The following is a 16,498-nucleotide window of genomic DNA, read 5'->3' on the forward strand; positions in this document are numbered from 1 at the left end:
AGCGGCCAGAAGAGGTGCCAGATCTGCGAGATATTCATCAAGTGGGATGGCCTCTGGTGCCCGTGCTGCGGCTACAGGCTCAGGACGAAACCGAGGAACCTGAAGTACAAGGCAAAGCTCCGTGCCAAGGCTGCCAAGGTGGCCCCTGCCCCGGTCCTCACGGTGCGAAAGAGATAAGCCTACAAAAGGGCTTTTTTTGCAGCCCGGAAAAGGCTTTTTTGCAGCTTTTCCAGCCCCTGCTGGTCCAAAGAAAGGTCGAGCGCAAGCTGGGCCAGCTTGGCGTATTTCTGGTGGAACGCGCTTTTCTTTGCCGCAAGGCTTTCGCACGCCGCCCTGCCAAGGAAATAGTAGCAGTCTGCAAGCATGCTTTTTTGAAGAAGCCAGTCGGCCTTGGACCGCACCAGGGCCGAGTCGTAGTCGCCTGTCTTCAGCTCTTCCACCGCGCCGACAGACCTTGATATTGCAGGCCGGGTAGCACGCTCTATGCCTATGCACTCAAGCGCCGTCTGTATGCCCTCTGACATTTTCTCAAGGTCTGCCTGCCTGACCTGCTCAAGCTCGTGGGCCGGCATAGGTCGTATTCCAGAGACGGCAAGCGCTCCCCTGACAAACTGGTAGGCCCCTGCCTTGAGCCACATCGATGCAAGTAATGGCTGTTTTGCGTCCTTCATCCTCTGCTGGTACATGAGCGACGTGACCAGAGCCTTTCTGCCAGAGGAGCGGAGCGCACTCGCACGTTTTTCATCAGTCGCCTCTTTCAGTATTGAAGAGAGGGAAAACGACTTGGTGTCCTTGACCATCTCGATGTCGCCAAATTCAAGTACGCCGCCGTTTACGTATATCAGCTCCACCGCATGGTCGCCTACCTGCACCACGCAGTTTTTGCCCTGCCCGAACACGGCAATGTCATACTCGCAGCATGAAAACGCATACCCTCCGGCCCTACATCCTACCAGGGCCGAGGGGCCCGGCAGGCTTGCGACAAAGTCCCTCACGGGGGCAGGGATCATGGTACAGTTGGCAGGGGCTCTGGGGCATTAAACCTGTCTGCGACAGACAAGGGTTTATAGCACAAATCACATCCTTGCACCGTCATGAAAAAGGCCGGCCGGAGAAAGGGCGCAGTCGCCGAACTTGCATCCAGGATAAGGTCGGGCAAAACTAGGATAGCCGTCTACGGGCTCGGGCACGTAGGCTCGCCAATAGCCGCCGTGTGGCTCAGGTTCGGGGCCCACGTCATAGGCGTCGACAAGTCGCCCTCGGTGCTTGAAAGCGCAAGAAAGGGCAGGACGCACATCCCGGAGCCCGGCGTGGCAGAGGCTTTCTCAAAGGGCCTCAAGGAAAAGCGCTTTTTCGTTTACGACGACCCGGTAAAGGCGTCCCAAGATTCTTCGATAAAGATGATCTGCGTTCCTGTGCTCACGACCGGCCAGTCGCTTTCTGCAGACCTTGGCGCGGTAAAGCAGGTTGCATCATCGATAGCCAAGGGGCTGAAAAAGGGCGACATCGTGGTCCTGAACCCTAGCGTCCCGCCCGGAACTTCAGAGGACGCCGTGGTCCCGGTGCTCGAAAAGGAAAGCGGGCTCAAGGCAGAGCGGGACTTTCTCATGGTCTACAGCCCTGAGCGCATCTACGAGGGCAGGGCAATAAAGGACATCGAGGACAACTACCCTGCAATCGTGTCGGGCGCCGGCCCGGCAAGCCTGGCGGCAGGCGCCGCGCTCTTTTCGCTCGTGTTCAAAAAAGGCGTGATGACCATGAGCAGCATGAGGACCGCCGAGGCCGAGAAGCTCCTCGAGGGCGTATACAGGGACGTCAACATCGCCCTTGCAAACGAGCTTGCGCTGTTCTGCGAAAAGGCAGGCGTGGACTTTTGGGAAGCAAGGGAAGGAGCAAACTCGCAGCCGTTCTGCCACATCCACAAACCCGGCGTCGGCGTGGGGGGCGCGTGCATACCCGTCTACCCGCAGTTCATACTCCATACGGCTGACATGGTCAAGGCCGACTGCAACATCACCCGGCTTGGCAGGAACGTCAACGACTCGATGCCGGCACATTGCGTGAGGCAGGCGCTTTCGCTGTGCGCCTTGGAGCCGGCGCAGTGCAGCGTTGCAATCCTGGGGCTTGCGTTCCGGGGAGGGGTATCAGACACCCGGCTCTCGCCCACCTATGCAGTTGTTTCAGAATTGAAAAGGCTCGGCGCTAAAGAGATCCGTGTGCACGACCCGATGGTCAAAAGCGATAGCGCGCTGCCCGCAGACGTCATGCTGACGCAAGACCTTGCGAGGGCCGTGAAAGGTGCCGACCTTGTCATACTTGCAACCGACCATGCCGAGTACCGCAACCTGTCAAAGAAAGAGCTTGGCGACGCGCCGGTGTACGACGGCAGAGGAATGCTCGATGGTTCAAAGTTCACCAGGTTTGCCTCGATAGGGCGCCGGACATAGGTTTAATACCGCCACGATTGCGAATTTTCCTGCTTGGCCCGCAAGAACCTCGACCTCTTGCTTACAGTCGAATGGAAGGACGATTCCGTTGTAATGATAGACCAGACAAAGCTTCCAAACAAGCTTGTCTACGTAAAATGCACGGACTACAAGCAGGTCGCTGACGCGATAAAAAAGCTGGTGGTCAGGGGCGCTCCTGCAATAGGTGTGACCGCAGCATTGGGGCTTGCCCTTGCCGCGCAGCAGAGCAAGGCCAGCACCATTTCAGAGCTTCGGACCGACCTTGACGCGGCCTTCAAGGTGCTCCGTGCTACAAGGCCCACCGCGGTCAACCTCTTCTGGGCGCTGGAGCGGGTCATGGCAAAGGCAAAGAGGGCAAAGACGGTGGAAGACGCCAGAAACGCGGTCCTCTCGGAAGCAAAAAAGATGTGGGAAGAAGACATACAGGCCAACCGGCAGATGGGCTCGTTTGGCGCAAGCCTGTTCCGGGACGGCGACGTTGTGCTCACCCACTGCAACGCCGGCTCGCTTGCTACTGTCGCATACGGCACCGCGCTTGGTGTAATCCGCGCTGCAAGGGAGCAGGGCAAGCGCCTGAGCGTCATTGCGACAGAGACAAGGCCTGTCATGCAAGGTTCAAGGCTCACTGCGTTTGAACTGCAGCACGACGGAGTAGACGTTTCGCTCATTCCAGACACTGCAGTCGGCCACATGATGGCAAGGGGCGCGATAAAGCGCATAGTCGTCGGCGCCGACAGGGTGCTGCGCACAGGCCACGTCTTTAACAAGATAGGGACTTACCAGGTGGCGACGCTTGCAAAGCGCCACAAGATCCCGTTTTATGTCGCCGCGCCGCTTTCGACGTTTGACTTTGAGAGCAGCCCCGACGAGGTCGTAATCGAGGAGCGCTCGATAGACGAGGTGGTAAAAGTGGGCAAGAAGAGGGTCGCGCCAAAGGGGGTCAGGATATTCAACCCTGCCTTTGACATGACGCCGCCGGAGCTGATAACCGGCATAATCACCGAAAAGGGCGTGCTAAAGCCGCCTTTTGAAAAGAGCCTCAAGGCAATGCTTGGCTAGACAAAGTATTTATCGTGTTGTGGGCAACTTTACCACGCCGATGCCAGCCGCACAGCAGGTCACAGAAGATCAGGTTTACACAGCGCTACGCAAGTGCATGGATCCCGAGATCCCGGTAAACGTCGTGGACCTTGGGCTCATCTACGGGGTCAAAGTCGCGCAGGGCAAGGACGTTGACATCAAGATGACCATGACCACCCGCGGCTGCCCGCTCCATGACACGCTTGTCAGTGACGTCAAGCGCTACGTGGGAAAAGTGCCCGGAATAGGCAGCATCAACGTCGAGATAGTGTGGGATCCGCCCTGGAGCCTCGAAAAGATGAACCCTGCTGTCCGCGAGCAGCTTGGATTTGGCAAGCCCAAGCTCCGCTTCCAGATAGACTATGAAAAGTCGATGCCGCTCAAGCAGGGTAGGTTCATCAAGCAGGAGGACGGCTCGATGATCCTGGCAAACGAGAAGGAGCAGGGGTTCATGGTAAACGAGGCGATAGTGGATTTCTGGAAGAGCTGCGACGGCACGAAAACGATAACGCAGTTGACCGACCAGTTCTCCGCAAAGCTTGGGATGCCCAGGCAGCAGGTGGAGCAGGAAGTCGTCCAGCTTGTACAGCAGTTGCTAGAGTCAGAGCTTTTGAAGGCCTAATGTCAGAACCGTCCATAGTCCCGCCGCACACAAGGACAATAGTCGAGCTTGGAATGGGCGACGGGCGCGTCCTTGAGGCGCTAGCGCAGGGCGATCCGCAGACAGTCTACATCGGAATAGAGCTTGACAGGGAACAGTGCGACCGCGCAAGGGAGCGTATACGCCTGCAGAACGCGTTTGTGATGCAGGGCTCGTTTGAAGAATTAGTCCCGCGCTTTCCAGACGAGTCTATCGACGGCTTTATCGCAATCCTTCCAGACCCGTCGTTTATCGACCAGAAAAAGGAGGAGCAGTGGCGCCCATTTTACAAGACCATGCAAGCCAAATTGAAAAGGCCGGGGGCGTTTCGGATCGTCACTGAAATTACAGACGAGCTCTTGCAGCCTGTGGGCCAGGACGCGTTTGACCTCTGGAGCGTGTGGCTTGCAGAGACGTTCCGCTCGCTCGGGTTCAAGGTGGCGGACATGAGGGAAGGCTCGCCGGCAGAATACTCCTCGCGCTGCCTGGACCAATTCAGGGGCGACCCCGAGCGCATACGCATGGTGACAATCGACCTTGTCAAGTCCTGACCCTGTGTTTGAGCATTGCATGGTCGTCCATGCACTGCCTTGAGCAGAACTCTGACTCGCACTTGCCGTCCGCGCAGGGCACCGGCTCGTGGCCGAACCTTTTGTTGCAGTAGGTGCACCTTGCCTCCAGGCCGGGGTAGTTGCGGTTCATGTAGGGGCCGCAGTTGCGCTTTTCCCGAAACCAGAGCACCTCCAGGTTCATCCGCTCAGCGTGCGTGAGGACGGCGTCGTAGGCCTCGTAGTAGCCGGCCGCGTAAAACTCCCTGACAAAAGTCGAGCCCTCGGGGCTCTTTGACGACGACGGGTTCCGGAATGCGACGAGCCACTTTTCAGCAGGCAGGTCGTCCTCCTTTGCTTCCCTCTTGCGCGTCATTTTATTAAAAGTGAGTCGCGCAGAAACTGCGCAAGGTCGGGCACCTTGACGCGCACCTGCTGCATCGAGTCGCGGTAGCGCACGGTCACCGTGTCGTCCTGCATGGTGGTCTGGTCCACAGTAATTGCAAAGGGCGCGCCAGCTTCCTCGAGCCGCCTGTAGCGCCTGCCTATCGAGCCCGACTCGTCGTAGAACGTGTCAAAGTCGCGCTTCAGGTCAGAATGTATCCTGCGCGCCTTTTCACCAAGGCCGTCCTTTGTCATAAGTGGCAGTATTCCTACAAGCACCGGCGCAAGGTACGGCTTGAGCTTCAGCACCGCCCTTGTCTCGTCCTTTGCCTGCTCTTCGTAGTACGAGTGTTCAAGGATTGTGTAGAGGCTCCTGTCAATCCCCATCGACAGCTCGAAAACATGCGGCAGGACCTTCTGCTGGTCTGCAGGGTCGACGACTTCGAGCTTTTCCTTGCTCGTTTCTGCGTGCCCCTTCAGGTCATAGTCAGAGCGGTAGTTGCATGCCACAAGCTCAAGCCAGCCGGTGCTAGTCTCGACTTCAAAGTCAAACGCAACTGAAGCGTAGAACGCCTTCTCCTCGTCGGAGAGCCTGCGGAACCTGCTCCTTGACACGTCGATGCCTGTCTTTTCGTAAAATTCCGTTAGCAGCGCAAGGTAGTATGCGACCAGCCTGTTTGGTATGAGCCCCTTTTCCACGGCCTCGCCGGCGCTCACTGCAATTACCGCGCCGTCGCCGTCTTTGAACAATCTAAGCGTCGTGTTTTTCACCTCGTCAAACCTCGGCACGTCGTCCAGGCGCTTTGGGTTGCAGAACACCTCAATCTCTGCCTGGTAGAACTCGCGCAGCCTCAGAAGCGACTGCCTCGGTGCTATCTCGTTCCGGAACGACTTGCCTATCTGCGCTATGCCAAGGGGAAGCCTGCCGCGCATCGTCTTGAACACCCTTGAAAAATCGACAAATATGGACTGGCACGTCTCGGGGCGCAGGTACGCCTCCTCGCCTGCAGGACCGATTCCTACGCGGAACATCATGTTGAACCTGCTGACTGGCCCGAAATCTCCCTTGCAGTTTGGGCACTTCAGGCCGTTGTTCTTCAACAGTGAATCGATTTCTTCGTTTGAGAGCCTCTCCGGCACACGCTGGCCTGTCTTTTCCTCTATGAACCTGTCTGCGCGAAAGATAGAGTTGCACTTGGTGCACTTGACTATCGGGTCGGTAAAGTTGCCGATGTGGCCCGACGCAACAAAGACGCTCTTGCTCATTATCTGGCACCCGTCCACTTCCATCATGCCGTCCCGGCGTACAAGCTCACGTCTCCAGAGGTCGATGAACTTGTTCTTTATCGAAACGCCCGTGGGCCCGTACTCCCAGAACCCTGCAGGCGCGTCGGCGTAAATCTCGCAACTTGGAAAGTAGAATCCCCGCTCAAGGGCCAGCTTCATCACCTTGTCATAGTTTGACATTTAACACAAGCAGGGTGCCCTGACGTGCTTTTTATTGTTACTTTGGGCCTATCTGCTGCATGAGAGACAGCATGTCTGCGACGTCCCAGCGCTCCACGCACCTGTCGCCTACAAAGCGCAGGATTGTCATGCCCGTTACCTCCACACGCCTCCCCGTCGCCGGCACGCCCATGAACTCGCCTCTGTGCGTCGCCCTGAATGTGTACATCGTCGCTACCCTGTCGCCCTGCGTCACCACATTGCTCAGCTCAAGCCTGCAGTCGGGAAACGCCTTCCACAGTCCTGCGTAGAACGCCTTCAATCCTTCAATCCCCGGCGGCAGGCCTGCAGGAAAGCCGTGCAAGACGACATTCTGGTCGTACAGCCCAAAGTACCCTGTCCTGTCTGCAGGGTTGTTGAACGCGTCTATTGCGCGCTTGACCGCCGGCCCGAATTGCGACGACATGATGAGTTGGTAAAGAGTGGCGTGATACATAACAATTTATCTCGGTAGGGCTGCCAAGCTTTGCAGTTGAAAGTCTCTGACAGGACGCATGGCGTCGAGTACGCCATCCGCGATATCACCGCATACGCCAACAAGTACAGGGCGCAGGGCAAGGAGATAATCTACCTCAACATAGGCGACCCTGTCAAGTTCGACTTCAAGACGCCGGACCACATCAAAAAGGCGCTCATCGACGCGGTGAACCGCGACGAGAACTATTACGCCGACTCTGAGGGCCTGCCAGAGCTGCGCAAGGCGATAGTGGAAAAAGAATCTGCAAAGGGGCTTTCGATAACAGAGGACGACGTGCTGGTCACAAACGGCGTGTCGGAGGGCCTTGACATGACGCTTGCGTCCATAGTCGACCCGCACAGCGAGGTGCTGATGCCCGGGCCGTACTATCCTCCGTATGCGTCTTACGCCAAGTTTTACGGTGGAAAACCTGTCGAGTTCCGCCTGCACGAGGACGGCAGGCCGGACCTTGAAGACCTGCGCAAAAAGATAACGCCCCGCTCAAGGGCTCTTTGCATCATCAGCCCGAACAATCCGACAGGCGAGGTGTTTGACAGAAAGAGCCTGCAGCAGCTGATAGACATCGCGACTGAGCACGACCTCTACGTCATCTGCGACGAGATCTACGACAAGATAACGTTTGACTCGCAGTTCACCGGCATCGGCAAGGTTGCAAAAGACGCGCCCGTTGTCCTGCTAAACGGCTTTTCAAAGGCCTACCTGATGACAGGCTGGCGCTGCGGCTACATCTGCATGAACAGCCAGTCGCGCAAGCTGGACCAGTTCAGAGAGGACGTGCCCAAGCTTGCACGGGTCAGGATAGCCTCGAACCTGCCTGTGCAACACGCGGCAGTCCAGGCGCTCAGGGGCCCGCAGGACCACATTCCTGTCATGGTCGAAAAGCTGCGCAAGCGGCGCGATTACGTTCTAAAGCGCCTGGCGGGCATGGGCATACAGTGCAGGCTTCCCCGCGGCGCGTTCTATGCGTTTCCAAAGATAGACGTCAAGGGAAGGTGGAAGGACGACCAGCACTTTGTCATCGATCTTTTGAACAGCACCGGCGTTCTGACCGTGCACGGCTCGGGCTTTGGCTCGGCGTACGGCTCGGGCCACTTCCGCATAGTCTACCTTGCGCCCGAAGACATACTTGAAAAGGCGATGGATAAACTGGAAAGTTTCCTGCACAAATCCTAGTTGGGGATAACGCCCTCGCCCATGAACAGCTTTTTCGCCTCGTCGACAGGCAGGTCGGCGCTTGGCAGGATGATGTCAGACCTCACTATCTCACCCCGCTCGACTGGCTTGCCGCGCTTTGCCGCAACGTGGATGAGCTCTGCAAGCATCTCCCTGAACTTGCCGTCATCTGCCTTTTCGCTTGCCACAAGCTCGACAAGCGAGTCGTCAATCGCGTTGAGCTTTTTGACAGTCGCCGCGTCGACGTAGAACTGGCCCTGGCCCATAATCCGGACCACTTTTTTCACGCCAGCCGAAGGCCTTGCCTTGTGGACCCGCAAGACGCTGCGGGCTTTTTTTGCGGTTTTCGTCTTGCCTGCCGCCCTGGCCTTTGCCTTTGCGTGCTTTTTCTTCATTATCCGGATTTTTTCTCCAGCAAGTACTGCATCATGCAATCCCTGACTTTAACTTTGCTAATTCCTTCTCAAAACTGCCTGAAATTGCGAAATTCTTTTATTGAAGTGGGATTTCTCGATTTTTTGAGAGGAAACATGCAGAATATTGAGGTAATGCCTTTCGACAATCGACTTATTTCATGAATTACCTGTTGAACCTACGCCATTCGTGCTCGTCCGGAGGCCCGTAATCTTCCTTCTTTTTGAAATAGCCCCAGTACAGCAAAAAGCCGCCTATCGCAAACATGACAAGGACGAACTTTTCGTTTGTCACCTGCCCATTTACAAAGTTGTCAAAGAACACCTGCGTGCCGCTTTCTATCGTGCCTGACGCGGCTTCGAGGCTGTACAGGACAAGGTTCCTGATCGCGATTATCCCGCCGGCCACGAAGAACAGGATGCCCATCGCGGACATCCAGTTGCGCCCGCGCCCCGGCCCGCGCTCCTGCCGCATGGTCTTTAGCCAGCACCAGTCCTGATAACGTTTACGTCAGCTTGACTCCGGGGTTCTTCATCTTGTTGCGCTTGGCGGCGTTTAGAAGCATCGGGGTGAGGACCTCTGCCTGGTACGTGAGCGAGAGCGGACCGAGGTACACCGGCCTCAGACCCTGTATCTCAGACACGAGCTCGGCAAGTTTTGCAACCACGTTCGGGTCGTCGCCGCAGATGAAGGTGTCGGCGTCAAGGCTCGAGCCGACATTTTTCAGCTTTACTTCAGATATCGTGTGGAACGCAGACACCACCCTTGATCGCGGGGCCATTTTTTCTGCGACCATCACGGCTGCAGGCTTTTTGCCCTGCTCGATTGGTATGTAGACAAAGCCGGTGTCGGTGCGCGTCATGGGAACGATGGGCGACACGACGATGCAGTCGCTTCTTGCCTGTGTTGCAAGTTTTGAGCACGTGTCGTCTATGAACTCGTACGGTATTGAAAGGATGAGCACATCCGAGTTTTTCGCAAGGGAGATGTTGTCGTCGCCTGTTATGCTCCCTGCCATCGAGCTTCCGTAGGCCTGTCTTGCGGCGCTAGAGTAGTTTGCAGCAGCTTCTTGGGCCTTTTGCGCCTCTCTCGAGCCGACTATCACGTCGTGTTTTAGGCACCACCTCAGGGCAAAGCCCTCGCCCATGCCGCCGGTGCCGCCTACTATTCCAATCTTCATGCTGCCAGTTGCAAGTGGTTTGGATATTAACTTTACATTAGAAGGATTAAGTATCGGTCTGGCGACCTATTTTCCGTGCCACTTGTCATCTTTATGCGCCACGGGCAGGCTGACAACAACGTCAACAGGATGCTCGTCGGGCGCCACCTGGAGTCGCACCTGACCGAGTTTGGCAGGCAGCAGGTGGCAGATGCCGCAAAGCAGCTGAAAAACGTCCCGATAGATAGGGTGGTGGTGTCGCCAGTCATCAGGGCGATGGAAACTGCAGACATTGTCTGCAACGCCATAGGGGCAGATTACAAAGTGGACGAGCGCCTGTACGAGATAGAGCTTGGCAAGCTTGTCGGCATGAACTACGAAGAAGTGGTGACAAAGTACGGCAACCTGTTTTTGAAATTCTACGACGAGCACGACCCTGTCCTCGAGAGCTTTGGGGTCGAGCCGTTTTTGCAGGTGAAAAAGAGGGTCAGAAGCCTGCTTGACGAAATAGCCGAAAACCACGCGGACAGGAACGTCCTGTGCGTCACGCACCTTGACCCGATAAAAGCTGCAATTGCGACGCTTCTGGATCTAAAGCCGGAAGCGCTTTACAAATGGCACATACGCAACGCGTCGATGACTATACTGAAACAGGAAAGCAAAGAGTACTCGCTCTCCGGCGTCAACGTCATGGCGATGCACAGGTACCCGCTTGAATAAATTCCCAAAACCTTAAATAAGATATCAAAACCAAAACGACGCGTATGGGAATCTCTCTACGGCACGCCGTAATTCTGATTGTTCCCGTCGTCGTGTTTTCTATAATACAGCCGGCGTTCGCGCAAGAATCGGACAGAGTGATCATAAACCGCGTCGAGGTGTGGGGCCTTTTCTACAAGGGCATGGTAATCGCATTCACCATAGGCGCAGTCATCATGGGTGTAATTGCGTACGTAGTTTTCCGTTTCCGCGAGTCAAACCCCAAGAACATTCCAAGGGGCCTTCCGGAGGGACACCAGTAGATGGGCCACGCGATGATAGAGTGGATCTACGTGGGAGTCGTAGTCATGCTGCTTGTATACCTTGGCGCAGCTGCGTGGGACGTCGAGCGCTTTTTGGACCACCCACCAAAGGATTCCAAAGTCATCAAGGTCACAGGCCAGCAGTGGCTCTGGACGTTTGAGCACGAGGACGGGACCCGGGAGATAGGCGAGCTCCACCTGCAAGAGGGCGTCCCGTACAAGTTCGAGGTCACCTCGAGGGACGTCAATCATGCTTTCAATATACCTGACCTGACCGTGCTGATAGACGCGGTGCCTGGCAGGATAAACACTGTGTGGGTAATGCCTGACGCAACAGGCGAGTACCTCATCCAGTGCAGGGAATACTGCGGATTTAGCCACTACCAGATGCGCGCCAAGCTTTTCGTTGAGGAGGGAGTGTCAAACGTGAGCGCACCAATCGAAACGCAGGACATACCGGTAGTGCTTCCGGCAACAAAAGCAGCGGTTGTGAGCAACTGATGATGTCCAAAATACTTTTATTTGCAAACCGTGCCGGTGAGCAGCAAGCGAGGGATTTTGAATGGTTTTAGAAGTTAAGAAACCTCGTCCGATGTGGGAGATACTCTTTTCCACCCACCACACAGACGTCGGGCTGCTCTACATAATCCTCGGCCTCGTCGCCTTCATGATAGGTGGAGCGCTTGCGCTTGTCATCCGCACAGAGCTCTTCCTGCCGGGCGCGCAGATAATCAGCGACCCCAACACGTTCCACAGGATCTTTACGACACATGGCACAAACATGCTGTTCCTCTGGCTGCTCCCGTTTGCATCCGGAATCGGCAACTACCTGATACCCATCATGGTCAAGTACAAAGACATGGCCTGGCCGAAGCTGAACGCAGTCGCGTTCTGGATGATACCTGTAGGCATGGCACTTGTCTGGCTCGGCATGGCCGACTTTACCTGGTACGCGACGCCGCCCTACTCTATCCTGAGCGCTAAGGGTCCGGCTGCCGAGATGTGGATATTTGGAATCAAGATACTCGGTCTTTCGTCGATACTTGGCTCCATCAACTTTATCGTCACCATACTGAAGATGAAGCACCCCGACCTGCCGCTCATGAAGACATCGCTGTTTGTCTGGGCGACACTCGTGACGTCGATAATGATACTCGTGGCGCTTCCCACGTTTACGGCGGCCCTCATCATGCTGTTCACCGACAGGCTTGGAGTGAGCGGGTTCTTTAACCCCAACATGGGCGGGGACCCGATAGCGTACCAGCACCTGTTCTGGTTCACGTTCCACCCCGAGGTGTACATCTTTGCGATACCTGCAATCGGCATGGCGTACGAGCTGATACCCAAGTTCTCGCGCAAGCCGCTGTTCAGCTACCAGTCTGGAGTGACTGCGTTCGTGCTGCTATCCATAGTCGCGTTCGCATCGTGGGCTCACCACATGTACGCGACAGGCATGGACTTTACCATGAAGACAACCTTCATGATAGGCACACTTGCCGCGGTCCCTGCGTCTGCAATGCACGTGTTTAACTGGATAGCCACGATGTGGGGAGGCAGGATCAGGTTTGCGACCCCGATGTCGTTTGTGGTAGGCGGGCTGGTGCTGTTCTTCTACGCGGGAGCCGGAGGCGTCGTCAACTCTATGATGCCGCTTGACTTCCTCACGCACGACAGCTACTGGGTCGTGGGACACTTCCACCTGTTCGTCATGGGCCTCATCACGTTCGCGTTCTTGGGCATGCTGCACTACATGTTCCCGATGATAACGGGCAGGATGTACAACGAGAGGATAGGCATGGTTACATTCTGGCTGCTGTTCGTCGGCGTGTCGATGATCTTCCTGACGCAGCACGTGCTAGGACTTTATGGCCAGCCGAGGAGGACGTTTGACTACGTGCCAGTGGAGCCCCTGATAGTGATGAACCAGATTTCAAGCGTCGGCGCGTGGATAACCGGCGCGGGAGCCGCGCTCCTGATGGGCAACCTCATCTACAGCGCCGGAAAGGGCAAGCCTGCAGACATGCGGGACCCGTTCCAGCTTGGAGAGCAGTACTACGACTACACGCGGAAGGAGCCGCACCACTAGGAGGTTCCAGACATGGCAGAGCACGAGCACAAGGACGAGCCAGTGTTGTTGACCTCGCCGGGAAGGATGGCGAGGGGCATCATAATAGTGGCAGTAACGCTTGCAATAGGCGCGGCCGTGGTTGTCACGCAGTTTGACAACTTTTTCTCGCAGTCGGCGCCTGTGACGAGGATCCAGCCAGAGACACCGCCACCTCCACCTCCTGCAGCGGGAGTCACTAGAATAGCGATACTTGCGGGATCTTCGGTGCAAGGTGCCCCTGACTATGACCCAGACGACGCGCAGGTGCCGGTAGGCAACAAGGTCGTGTGGGAGAACCGCGACAACGTCTTCCACACCGCGACTTCAGGCACAGGGCCGGAAGACGCAGAGATGAGCGTAGCCTTTGACACAGGGCTTGTCAACGGCGGCGAGTCCTCAGCCGAGATAACTATTGATGCAGATGTGGGCACCACTATCCCGTACTTCTGCCAGGTCCACCCGTACATGACCTCGCAATTGACGATTGTGGAAGCCGAAGAAGGTGGCGCCACCGGCGGAAGCGCAGAAGGTCCGACGCTGACAATACTTGCAGGCGCATCGGCTCAAGGCGCTCCTGACTATGACCCAGACCCGCTGACTGTGAGCGCGGGCGACGTGATAACAGTCCGCAACGCGGACAACGTCTTCCACACAGCCACTTCTGGCGCGCCTTCAGATGCAGACGCAGGACAGGCGTTTGACACAGACTTGATGGAGGCAGGGGCTACGGCCACAATCGATACCGCGGATCTTGAACCTGGAGAATACGACTACTTCTGTCTTGTCCATCCGTACATGGTAGGCAAGCTGCAAATCGAATGATCCTGAGATCCCTGCCCTTTGCGACGCTTGCCGTCCTCTTTTCTTTGATCTTCATAGGCGGCTACGTCAGCGCGTCGGGGGTCGGGCTCTCGTGCCCCGAGTGGCCGCTGTGCCCGCAAGGGTTCCTGCCCCACCAGGACTTTATCATCGAGTATATACACAGGTCAGTCGCCGCAACGACGGGCCTGCTCGTCATAGCCACGATGGCCTTTGTGCTAAAGTCAAAAGAAACGCCTAGGGGCATGAAGATAGCGTCGATAATTGCCGCCGGCGCCGTGATAGGACAGATTGCGCTTGGCGCAGTAGTCATAGTCGAGCGCCTGCACTCTGTGCTTGTGACTGCGCACCTTGGCCTCGGGCTCGTGCTGTTCTCGATGGTGCTTATGACTGTAGTCTATTTGTTCAGGATGACTGCCAAGACGACAATCCCGGCAATCCGGGATTAGGTTTATACTCTCAATCGGCGGCTATTAGCGCGTGGCTCCCTGGCCGTACGCTCTGGCCGTTGCGGTCATTATTGCACTCTCTGTTCCTCCTGCTTTTGCCCACCTCGAGCACCTGCCGCACTACAACGGCATGCAGAGGGGCGTAGAAGACTATGTCATACACCAGGCGCTCGAGCCCGAGTACGCAGGCCCGGGTCAGCTCACAGCCATCATGTTCAGCGTCCAGGACTATGATGGAAACGACGTGCGCGACGTTGAAACGATGGTCGAGATCTATTCAAGCACTGGCGAGCGCGTAAAGGCGTTTCCCTGGACAAAGCACGACATCGGAGACTTTACGCTCTACTACACGTTTCCTAAAGCCGGAAACTACCAGCTGATATTCAGCATAGCAAACGGGCCCGTGAATTCAAACACCGTCGACCCGCCAAGGGGCACGCTCCTGAGCACTGCCGGCTGCAACTGCGAGCGCGTCGTCTCAAACCTCAACATCTCGGCGACCTTTGGCGACATATTCACCTACACCGTCCTTGGCGCGATATTCGCGCCGCTTGTAGGGATAGGCTCTGTGCTCTGGATAAGCTTCCGCAAGAAGAGGAGCGCCGGCCAGCTAAGCGACAGGAGCGAGATAATAAAATACGCGGTCATGCTGTCCGCGCTCGGGGGCGGGATGGTCCACTTTGCCGTGTTTTCAGAGCACGGCTCGCTAAGGCTGGAGTATCCAATATTCCTGATAACAGCCGGCGGCATGCAGGTGAGCTACGGCATCATGTACATCATGCTAACGCTGACGTCGGGCGCCGGCGCCGATCCTGCGCGGTACTACCGCAAGACAGTTGGGCTCAACCTGTTTGGCATGGCCGGAACAGCAATCCTTGTGGGGCTGTATACGTATTCTGTCATATTCCCGCCGCCCCTTTCACCTACCGACCAGCCCGAGCAGCTTGAGGTGGCAGGCGTGGTTGCCAAGTATGTCGAGGTATTCCTGATAGGTGGAATAACATACCTGATGCGGTACGAGAAAAAGAAGCTGCGCGAGCAGATCCCTAGTAAGACATAAAACCCCTGCAGGGGCATGGCTTTTCCATGTGGAAAGTACTGATGCCGAGGAAAATAGTCTTTGGCGAGAACGCGGCCAAGGAGTTCCAGTATCCAAAGAATTCTCTGGTGGTAACGACTACGACGCCGGACATATACAACAAGTGGCTCGACTACATGGGCATAAAGAACTATGAAGTCTACGACAAGGTCACACCCGACCCGTCCATCGAAACTATAGAGGCCCTGAAAAAGCAGTACGAGGGCAAGCAGATAGGCGCCTACATCGGCCTCGGGGGCGGGAGCTCTAGGGACGTCTGCAAATACCTGAGCAAGCTGACCGGCATCCCCAAGATACTCATCCCGACCACCTTTGGCACCGGCGCCGAGATGACCACGTATGCTGTAATCAGCTTTGAGCACAAGAAAAAGCTCCTGCAGGACGAGGCGTTCCTTGCCGACGCCGCGATTGTCGACCCGTATTTCCTGCCCGGCACGCCTTTTAACATCATGCGCAACTCTGCGTGCGACGCAGCAGCGCAGGCTTCCGAAGGCTACGACAGCAAGGCCGGCAACCCGTTCACGCAGTTCTTCTGCAAGGAGGCGTTTGACATACTCTACGACGCAATAATGAACGACAAGCCAAACCTGCTCCCGTACGGCGCCATGCTGTCAGGCATCGGCTTTGGCAACTCGTCGACGACTCTTGGACACGCGCTTTCATACGTCTTTTCCAATGAAGGCGTGCCCCACGGCTATGCGCTCTCGTCGTGCACGACTGTCGCCCACAAGTTCAACAAGTCCGTCTACTACAAGCGCTTCAAGGAGATTGCGCAAAAGCTAAAGTTCGAGCCGCTGAAATTGAAGCAACCGCTGGACGCGGCGGCAGACGTAATCATGCCGGACAGGGGCCACCTTGACAACAACCCGATACCTGTCACAAAGCAGGATATCATCGGCTGCCTGGACGAAATCGTCAACAAGAACCCGCTGGCCTGAAAGGCCGCGGCCCTACTCTTTTGTTATTCCTATCACCATAAAGTCGCACAGTTCTATGTTCACGATGCTTCCCACAAGCGGCGTGTACTTTTCAGCGTCGAAATTCTTGTCGTAGCCAAAATCCTGCACACCCGTGTGCTTGTGCACCGTGACTGTCTTCGCCTCGGTGTCTATCTTTAGCAGCTTGCCCTTTGCACCACTCAGTATCATGGCA

Annotated in this window: 21 protein-coding genes; 13 read left to right on the top strand and 8 right to left on the bottom strand. The window is 56.3% G+C overall.

Going from position 1 to position 16,498, the window contains the following annotated elements; genetic code table 11:
• Window positions 1–179 precede the first annotated feature (179 nt).
• Window positions 180–1,010, bottom strand: coding sequence for a hypothetical protein (locus HXY31_RS09770; protein ID WP_292642516.1), 831 nt, complete (start codon window positions 1,008–1,010; stop codon window positions 180–182).
• Between the two features lie 84 nt (window positions 1,011–1,094).
• Between HXY31_RS09770 and HXY31_RS09775 the strand changes: the two genes are divergently transcribed.
• From HXY31_RS09775 to HXY31_RS09790, 4 genes are read left to right on the top strand one after another with little or no spacing between them, the layout of a single operon-like run.
• A complete protein-coding gene (locus HXY31_RS09775; RefSeq protein ID WP_292642517.1) occupies window positions 1,095–2,447 on the top strand; it encodes a nucleotide sugar dehydrogenase in 1,353 nt (450 codons plus the stop codon).
• Between the two features lie 33 nt (window positions 2,448–2,480).
• Window positions 2,481–3,527: an S-methyl-5-thioribose-1-phosphate isomerase gene (gene mtnA / locus HXY31_RS09780; RefSeq protein WP_292642519.1), complete on the top strand. Its 1,047-nt coding sequence runs from the start codon at window positions 2,481–2,483 to the stop codon at window positions 3,525–3,527.
• A gap of 40 nt (window positions 3,528–3,567) precedes the next feature.
• The gene (locus HXY31_RS09785) at window positions 3,568–4,170 is read left to right on the top strand and encodes a PqqD family peptide modification chaperone (protein WP_292642521.1); all 603 of its coding nucleotides are present in this window, start codon (window positions 3,568–3,570) and stop codon (window positions 4,168–4,170) included.
• Window positions 4,170–4,739, top strand: coding sequence for a methyltransferase domain-containing protein (locus HXY31_RS09790; protein WP_292642522.1), 570 nt, complete (start codon window positions 4,170–4,172; stop codon window positions 4,737–4,739). The genes HXY31_RS09785 and HXY31_RS09790 overlap by 1 nt, the downstream gene beginning before the upstream one ends.
• On the opposite strand, the gene HXY31_RS09795 is transcribed toward HXY31_RS09790, so the two are convergent.
• Genes HXY31_RS09795 through HXY31_RS09805 form a run of 3 tightly spaced genes read right to left on the bottom strand, consistent with a single transcriptional unit; the run spans window position 4,729 to window position 7,032 of the window.
• Window positions 4,729–5,112, bottom strand: coding sequence for a hypothetical protein (locus tag HXY31_RS09795; protein ID WP_292642523.1), 384 nt, complete (start codon window positions 5,110–5,112; stop codon window positions 4,729–4,731). The two genes, HXY31_RS09790 and HXY31_RS09795, sit on opposite strands and share 11 nt — an antisense overlap.
• Window positions 5,109–6,587 carry a glycine--tRNA ligase gene (gene glyS / locus HXY31_RS09800; protein ID WP_292642525.1) on the bottom strand — a complete coding sequence of 493 codons (1,479 nt, stop codon included), beginning with the start codon at window positions 6,585–6,587 and terminating at the stop codon, window positions 5,109–5,111. The genes HXY31_RS09795 and glyS overlap by 4 nt, the downstream gene beginning before the upstream one ends.
• Window positions 6,588–6,624: 37 nt before the next feature.
• A complete protein-coding gene (locus tag HXY31_RS09805; protein WP_292642527.1) occupies window positions 6,625–7,032 on the bottom strand; it encodes an ester cyclase in 408 nt (135 codons plus the stop codon).
• Between the two features lie 66 nt (window positions 7,033–7,098).
• Here HXY31_RS09805 and HXY31_RS09810 point away from each other — a divergent pair, with 66 nt between their 5' ends.
• Window positions 7,099–8,277 carry an aminotransferase class I/II-fold pyridoxal phosphate-dependent enzyme gene (locus HXY31_RS09810; RefSeq protein ID WP_292642529.1) on the top strand — a complete coding sequence of 393 codons (1,179 nt, stop codon included), beginning with the start codon at window positions 7,099–7,101 and terminating at the stop codon, window positions 8,275–8,277.
• On the opposite strand, the gene HXY31_RS09815 is transcribed toward HXY31_RS09810, so the two are convergent.
• The 3 genes from HXY31_RS09815 to npdG all read right to left on the bottom strand — a co-directional run bounded on the left by HXY31_RS09815 (window position 8,274) and on the right by npdG (window position 9,871).
• A complete protein-coding gene (locus HXY31_RS09815) occupies window positions 8,274–8,672 on the bottom strand; it encodes a hypothetical protein (RefSeq protein WP_292642531.1) in 399 nt (132 codons plus the stop codon). The two genes, HXY31_RS09810 and HXY31_RS09815, sit on opposite strands and share 4 nt — an antisense overlap.
• Window positions 8,673–8,856: 184 nt before the next feature.
• On the bottom strand, window positions 8,857–9,165 hold the full coding sequence (locus tag HXY31_RS09820; RefSeq protein WP_292642533.1) for a hypothetical protein: 309 nt from the start codon (window positions 9,163–9,165) through the stop codon (window positions 8,857–8,859).
• 31 nt (window positions 9,166–9,196) lie between these two features.
• Window positions 9,197–9,871 (bottom strand): NADPH-dependent F420 reductase, encoded by a 675-nt coding sequence (gene npdG, locus HXY31_RS09825; RefSeq protein WP_292642535.1) that lies wholly within the window; start codon window positions 9,869–9,871, stop codon window positions 9,197–9,199.
• Between the two features lie 75 nt (window positions 9,872–9,946).
• Between npdG and HXY31_RS09830 the strand changes: the two genes are divergently transcribed.
• The 8 genes from HXY31_RS09830 (at window position 9,947) to HXY31_RS09865 (ending at window position 16,284) form a co-directional block, all read left to right on the top strand.
• Window positions 9,947–10,570, top strand: a complete 624-nt coding sequence (locus tag HXY31_RS09830) for a histidine phosphatase family protein (protein ID WP_292642537.1) — start codon at window positions 9,947–9,949, stop codon at window positions 10,568–10,570.
• 44 nt (window positions 10,571–10,614) lie between these two features.
• Window positions 10,615–10,872, top strand: a complete 258-nt coding sequence (locus HXY31_RS09835) for a heme transporter CcmC (RefSeq protein WP_292642539.1) — start codon at window positions 10,615–10,617, stop codon at window positions 10,870–10,872.
• Window positions 10,873–11,373: a hypothetical protein gene (locus tag HXY31_RS09840; protein WP_292642541.1), complete on the top strand. Its 501-nt coding sequence runs from the start codon at window positions 10,873–10,875 to the stop codon at window positions 11,371–11,373.
• A 61-nt stretch (window positions 11,374–11,434) separates the two neighbouring features.
• Window positions 11,435–12,958 (top strand): cbb3-type cytochrome c oxidase subunit I, encoded by a 1,524-nt coding sequence (locus HXY31_RS09845; RefSeq protein ID WP_292642543.1) that lies wholly within the window; start codon window positions 11,435–11,437, stop codon window positions 12,956–12,958.
• A gap of 12 nt (window positions 12,959–12,970) precedes the next feature.
• Window positions 12,971–13,801, top strand: a complete 831-nt coding sequence (locus HXY31_RS09850) for a plastocyanin/azurin family copper-binding protein (protein ID WP_292642545.1) — start codon at window positions 12,971–12,973, stop codon at window positions 13,799–13,801.
• On the top strand, window positions 13,798–14,247 hold the full coding sequence (locus tag HXY31_RS09855; protein WP_292642546.1) for a COX15/CtaA family protein: 450 nt from the start codon (window positions 13,798–13,800) through the stop codon (window positions 14,245–14,247). Before HXY31_RS09850 ends, HXY31_RS09855 begins: the two co-directional genes overlap by 4 nt.
• Window positions 14,248–14,278: 31 nt before the next feature.
• The gene (locus HXY31_RS09860; protein ID WP_292642548.1) at window positions 14,279–15,307 is read left to right on the top strand and encodes a hypothetical protein; all 1,029 of its coding nucleotides are present in this window, start codon (window positions 14,279–14,281) and stop codon (window positions 15,305–15,307) included.
• A 26-nt stretch (window positions 15,308–15,333) separates the two neighbouring features.
• Complete coding sequence (locus HXY31_RS09865; protein ID WP_292642550.1) at window positions 15,334–16,284, top strand: iron-containing alcohol dehydrogenase; 951 nt, start codon at window positions 15,334–15,336, stop codon at window positions 16,282–16,284.
• Between the two features lie 12 nt (window positions 16,285–16,296).
• Here HXY31_RS09865 and HXY31_RS09870 read toward each other — a convergent pair whose 3' ends face one another.
• Entirely contained in the window at window positions 16,297–16,494 is a 198-nt protein-coding gene (locus HXY31_RS09870; RefSeq protein ID WP_292642552.1) for a hypothetical protein, read from the bottom strand.
• Window positions 16,495–16,498: the final 4 nt, after the last annotated feature.

Origin of the sequence: Nitrososphaera sp. (assembly GCF_013388945.1) — an archaeon.
Lineage (GTDB): Archaea > Thermoproteota > Nitrososphaeria > Nitrososphaerales > Nitrososphaeraceae > Nitrososphaera.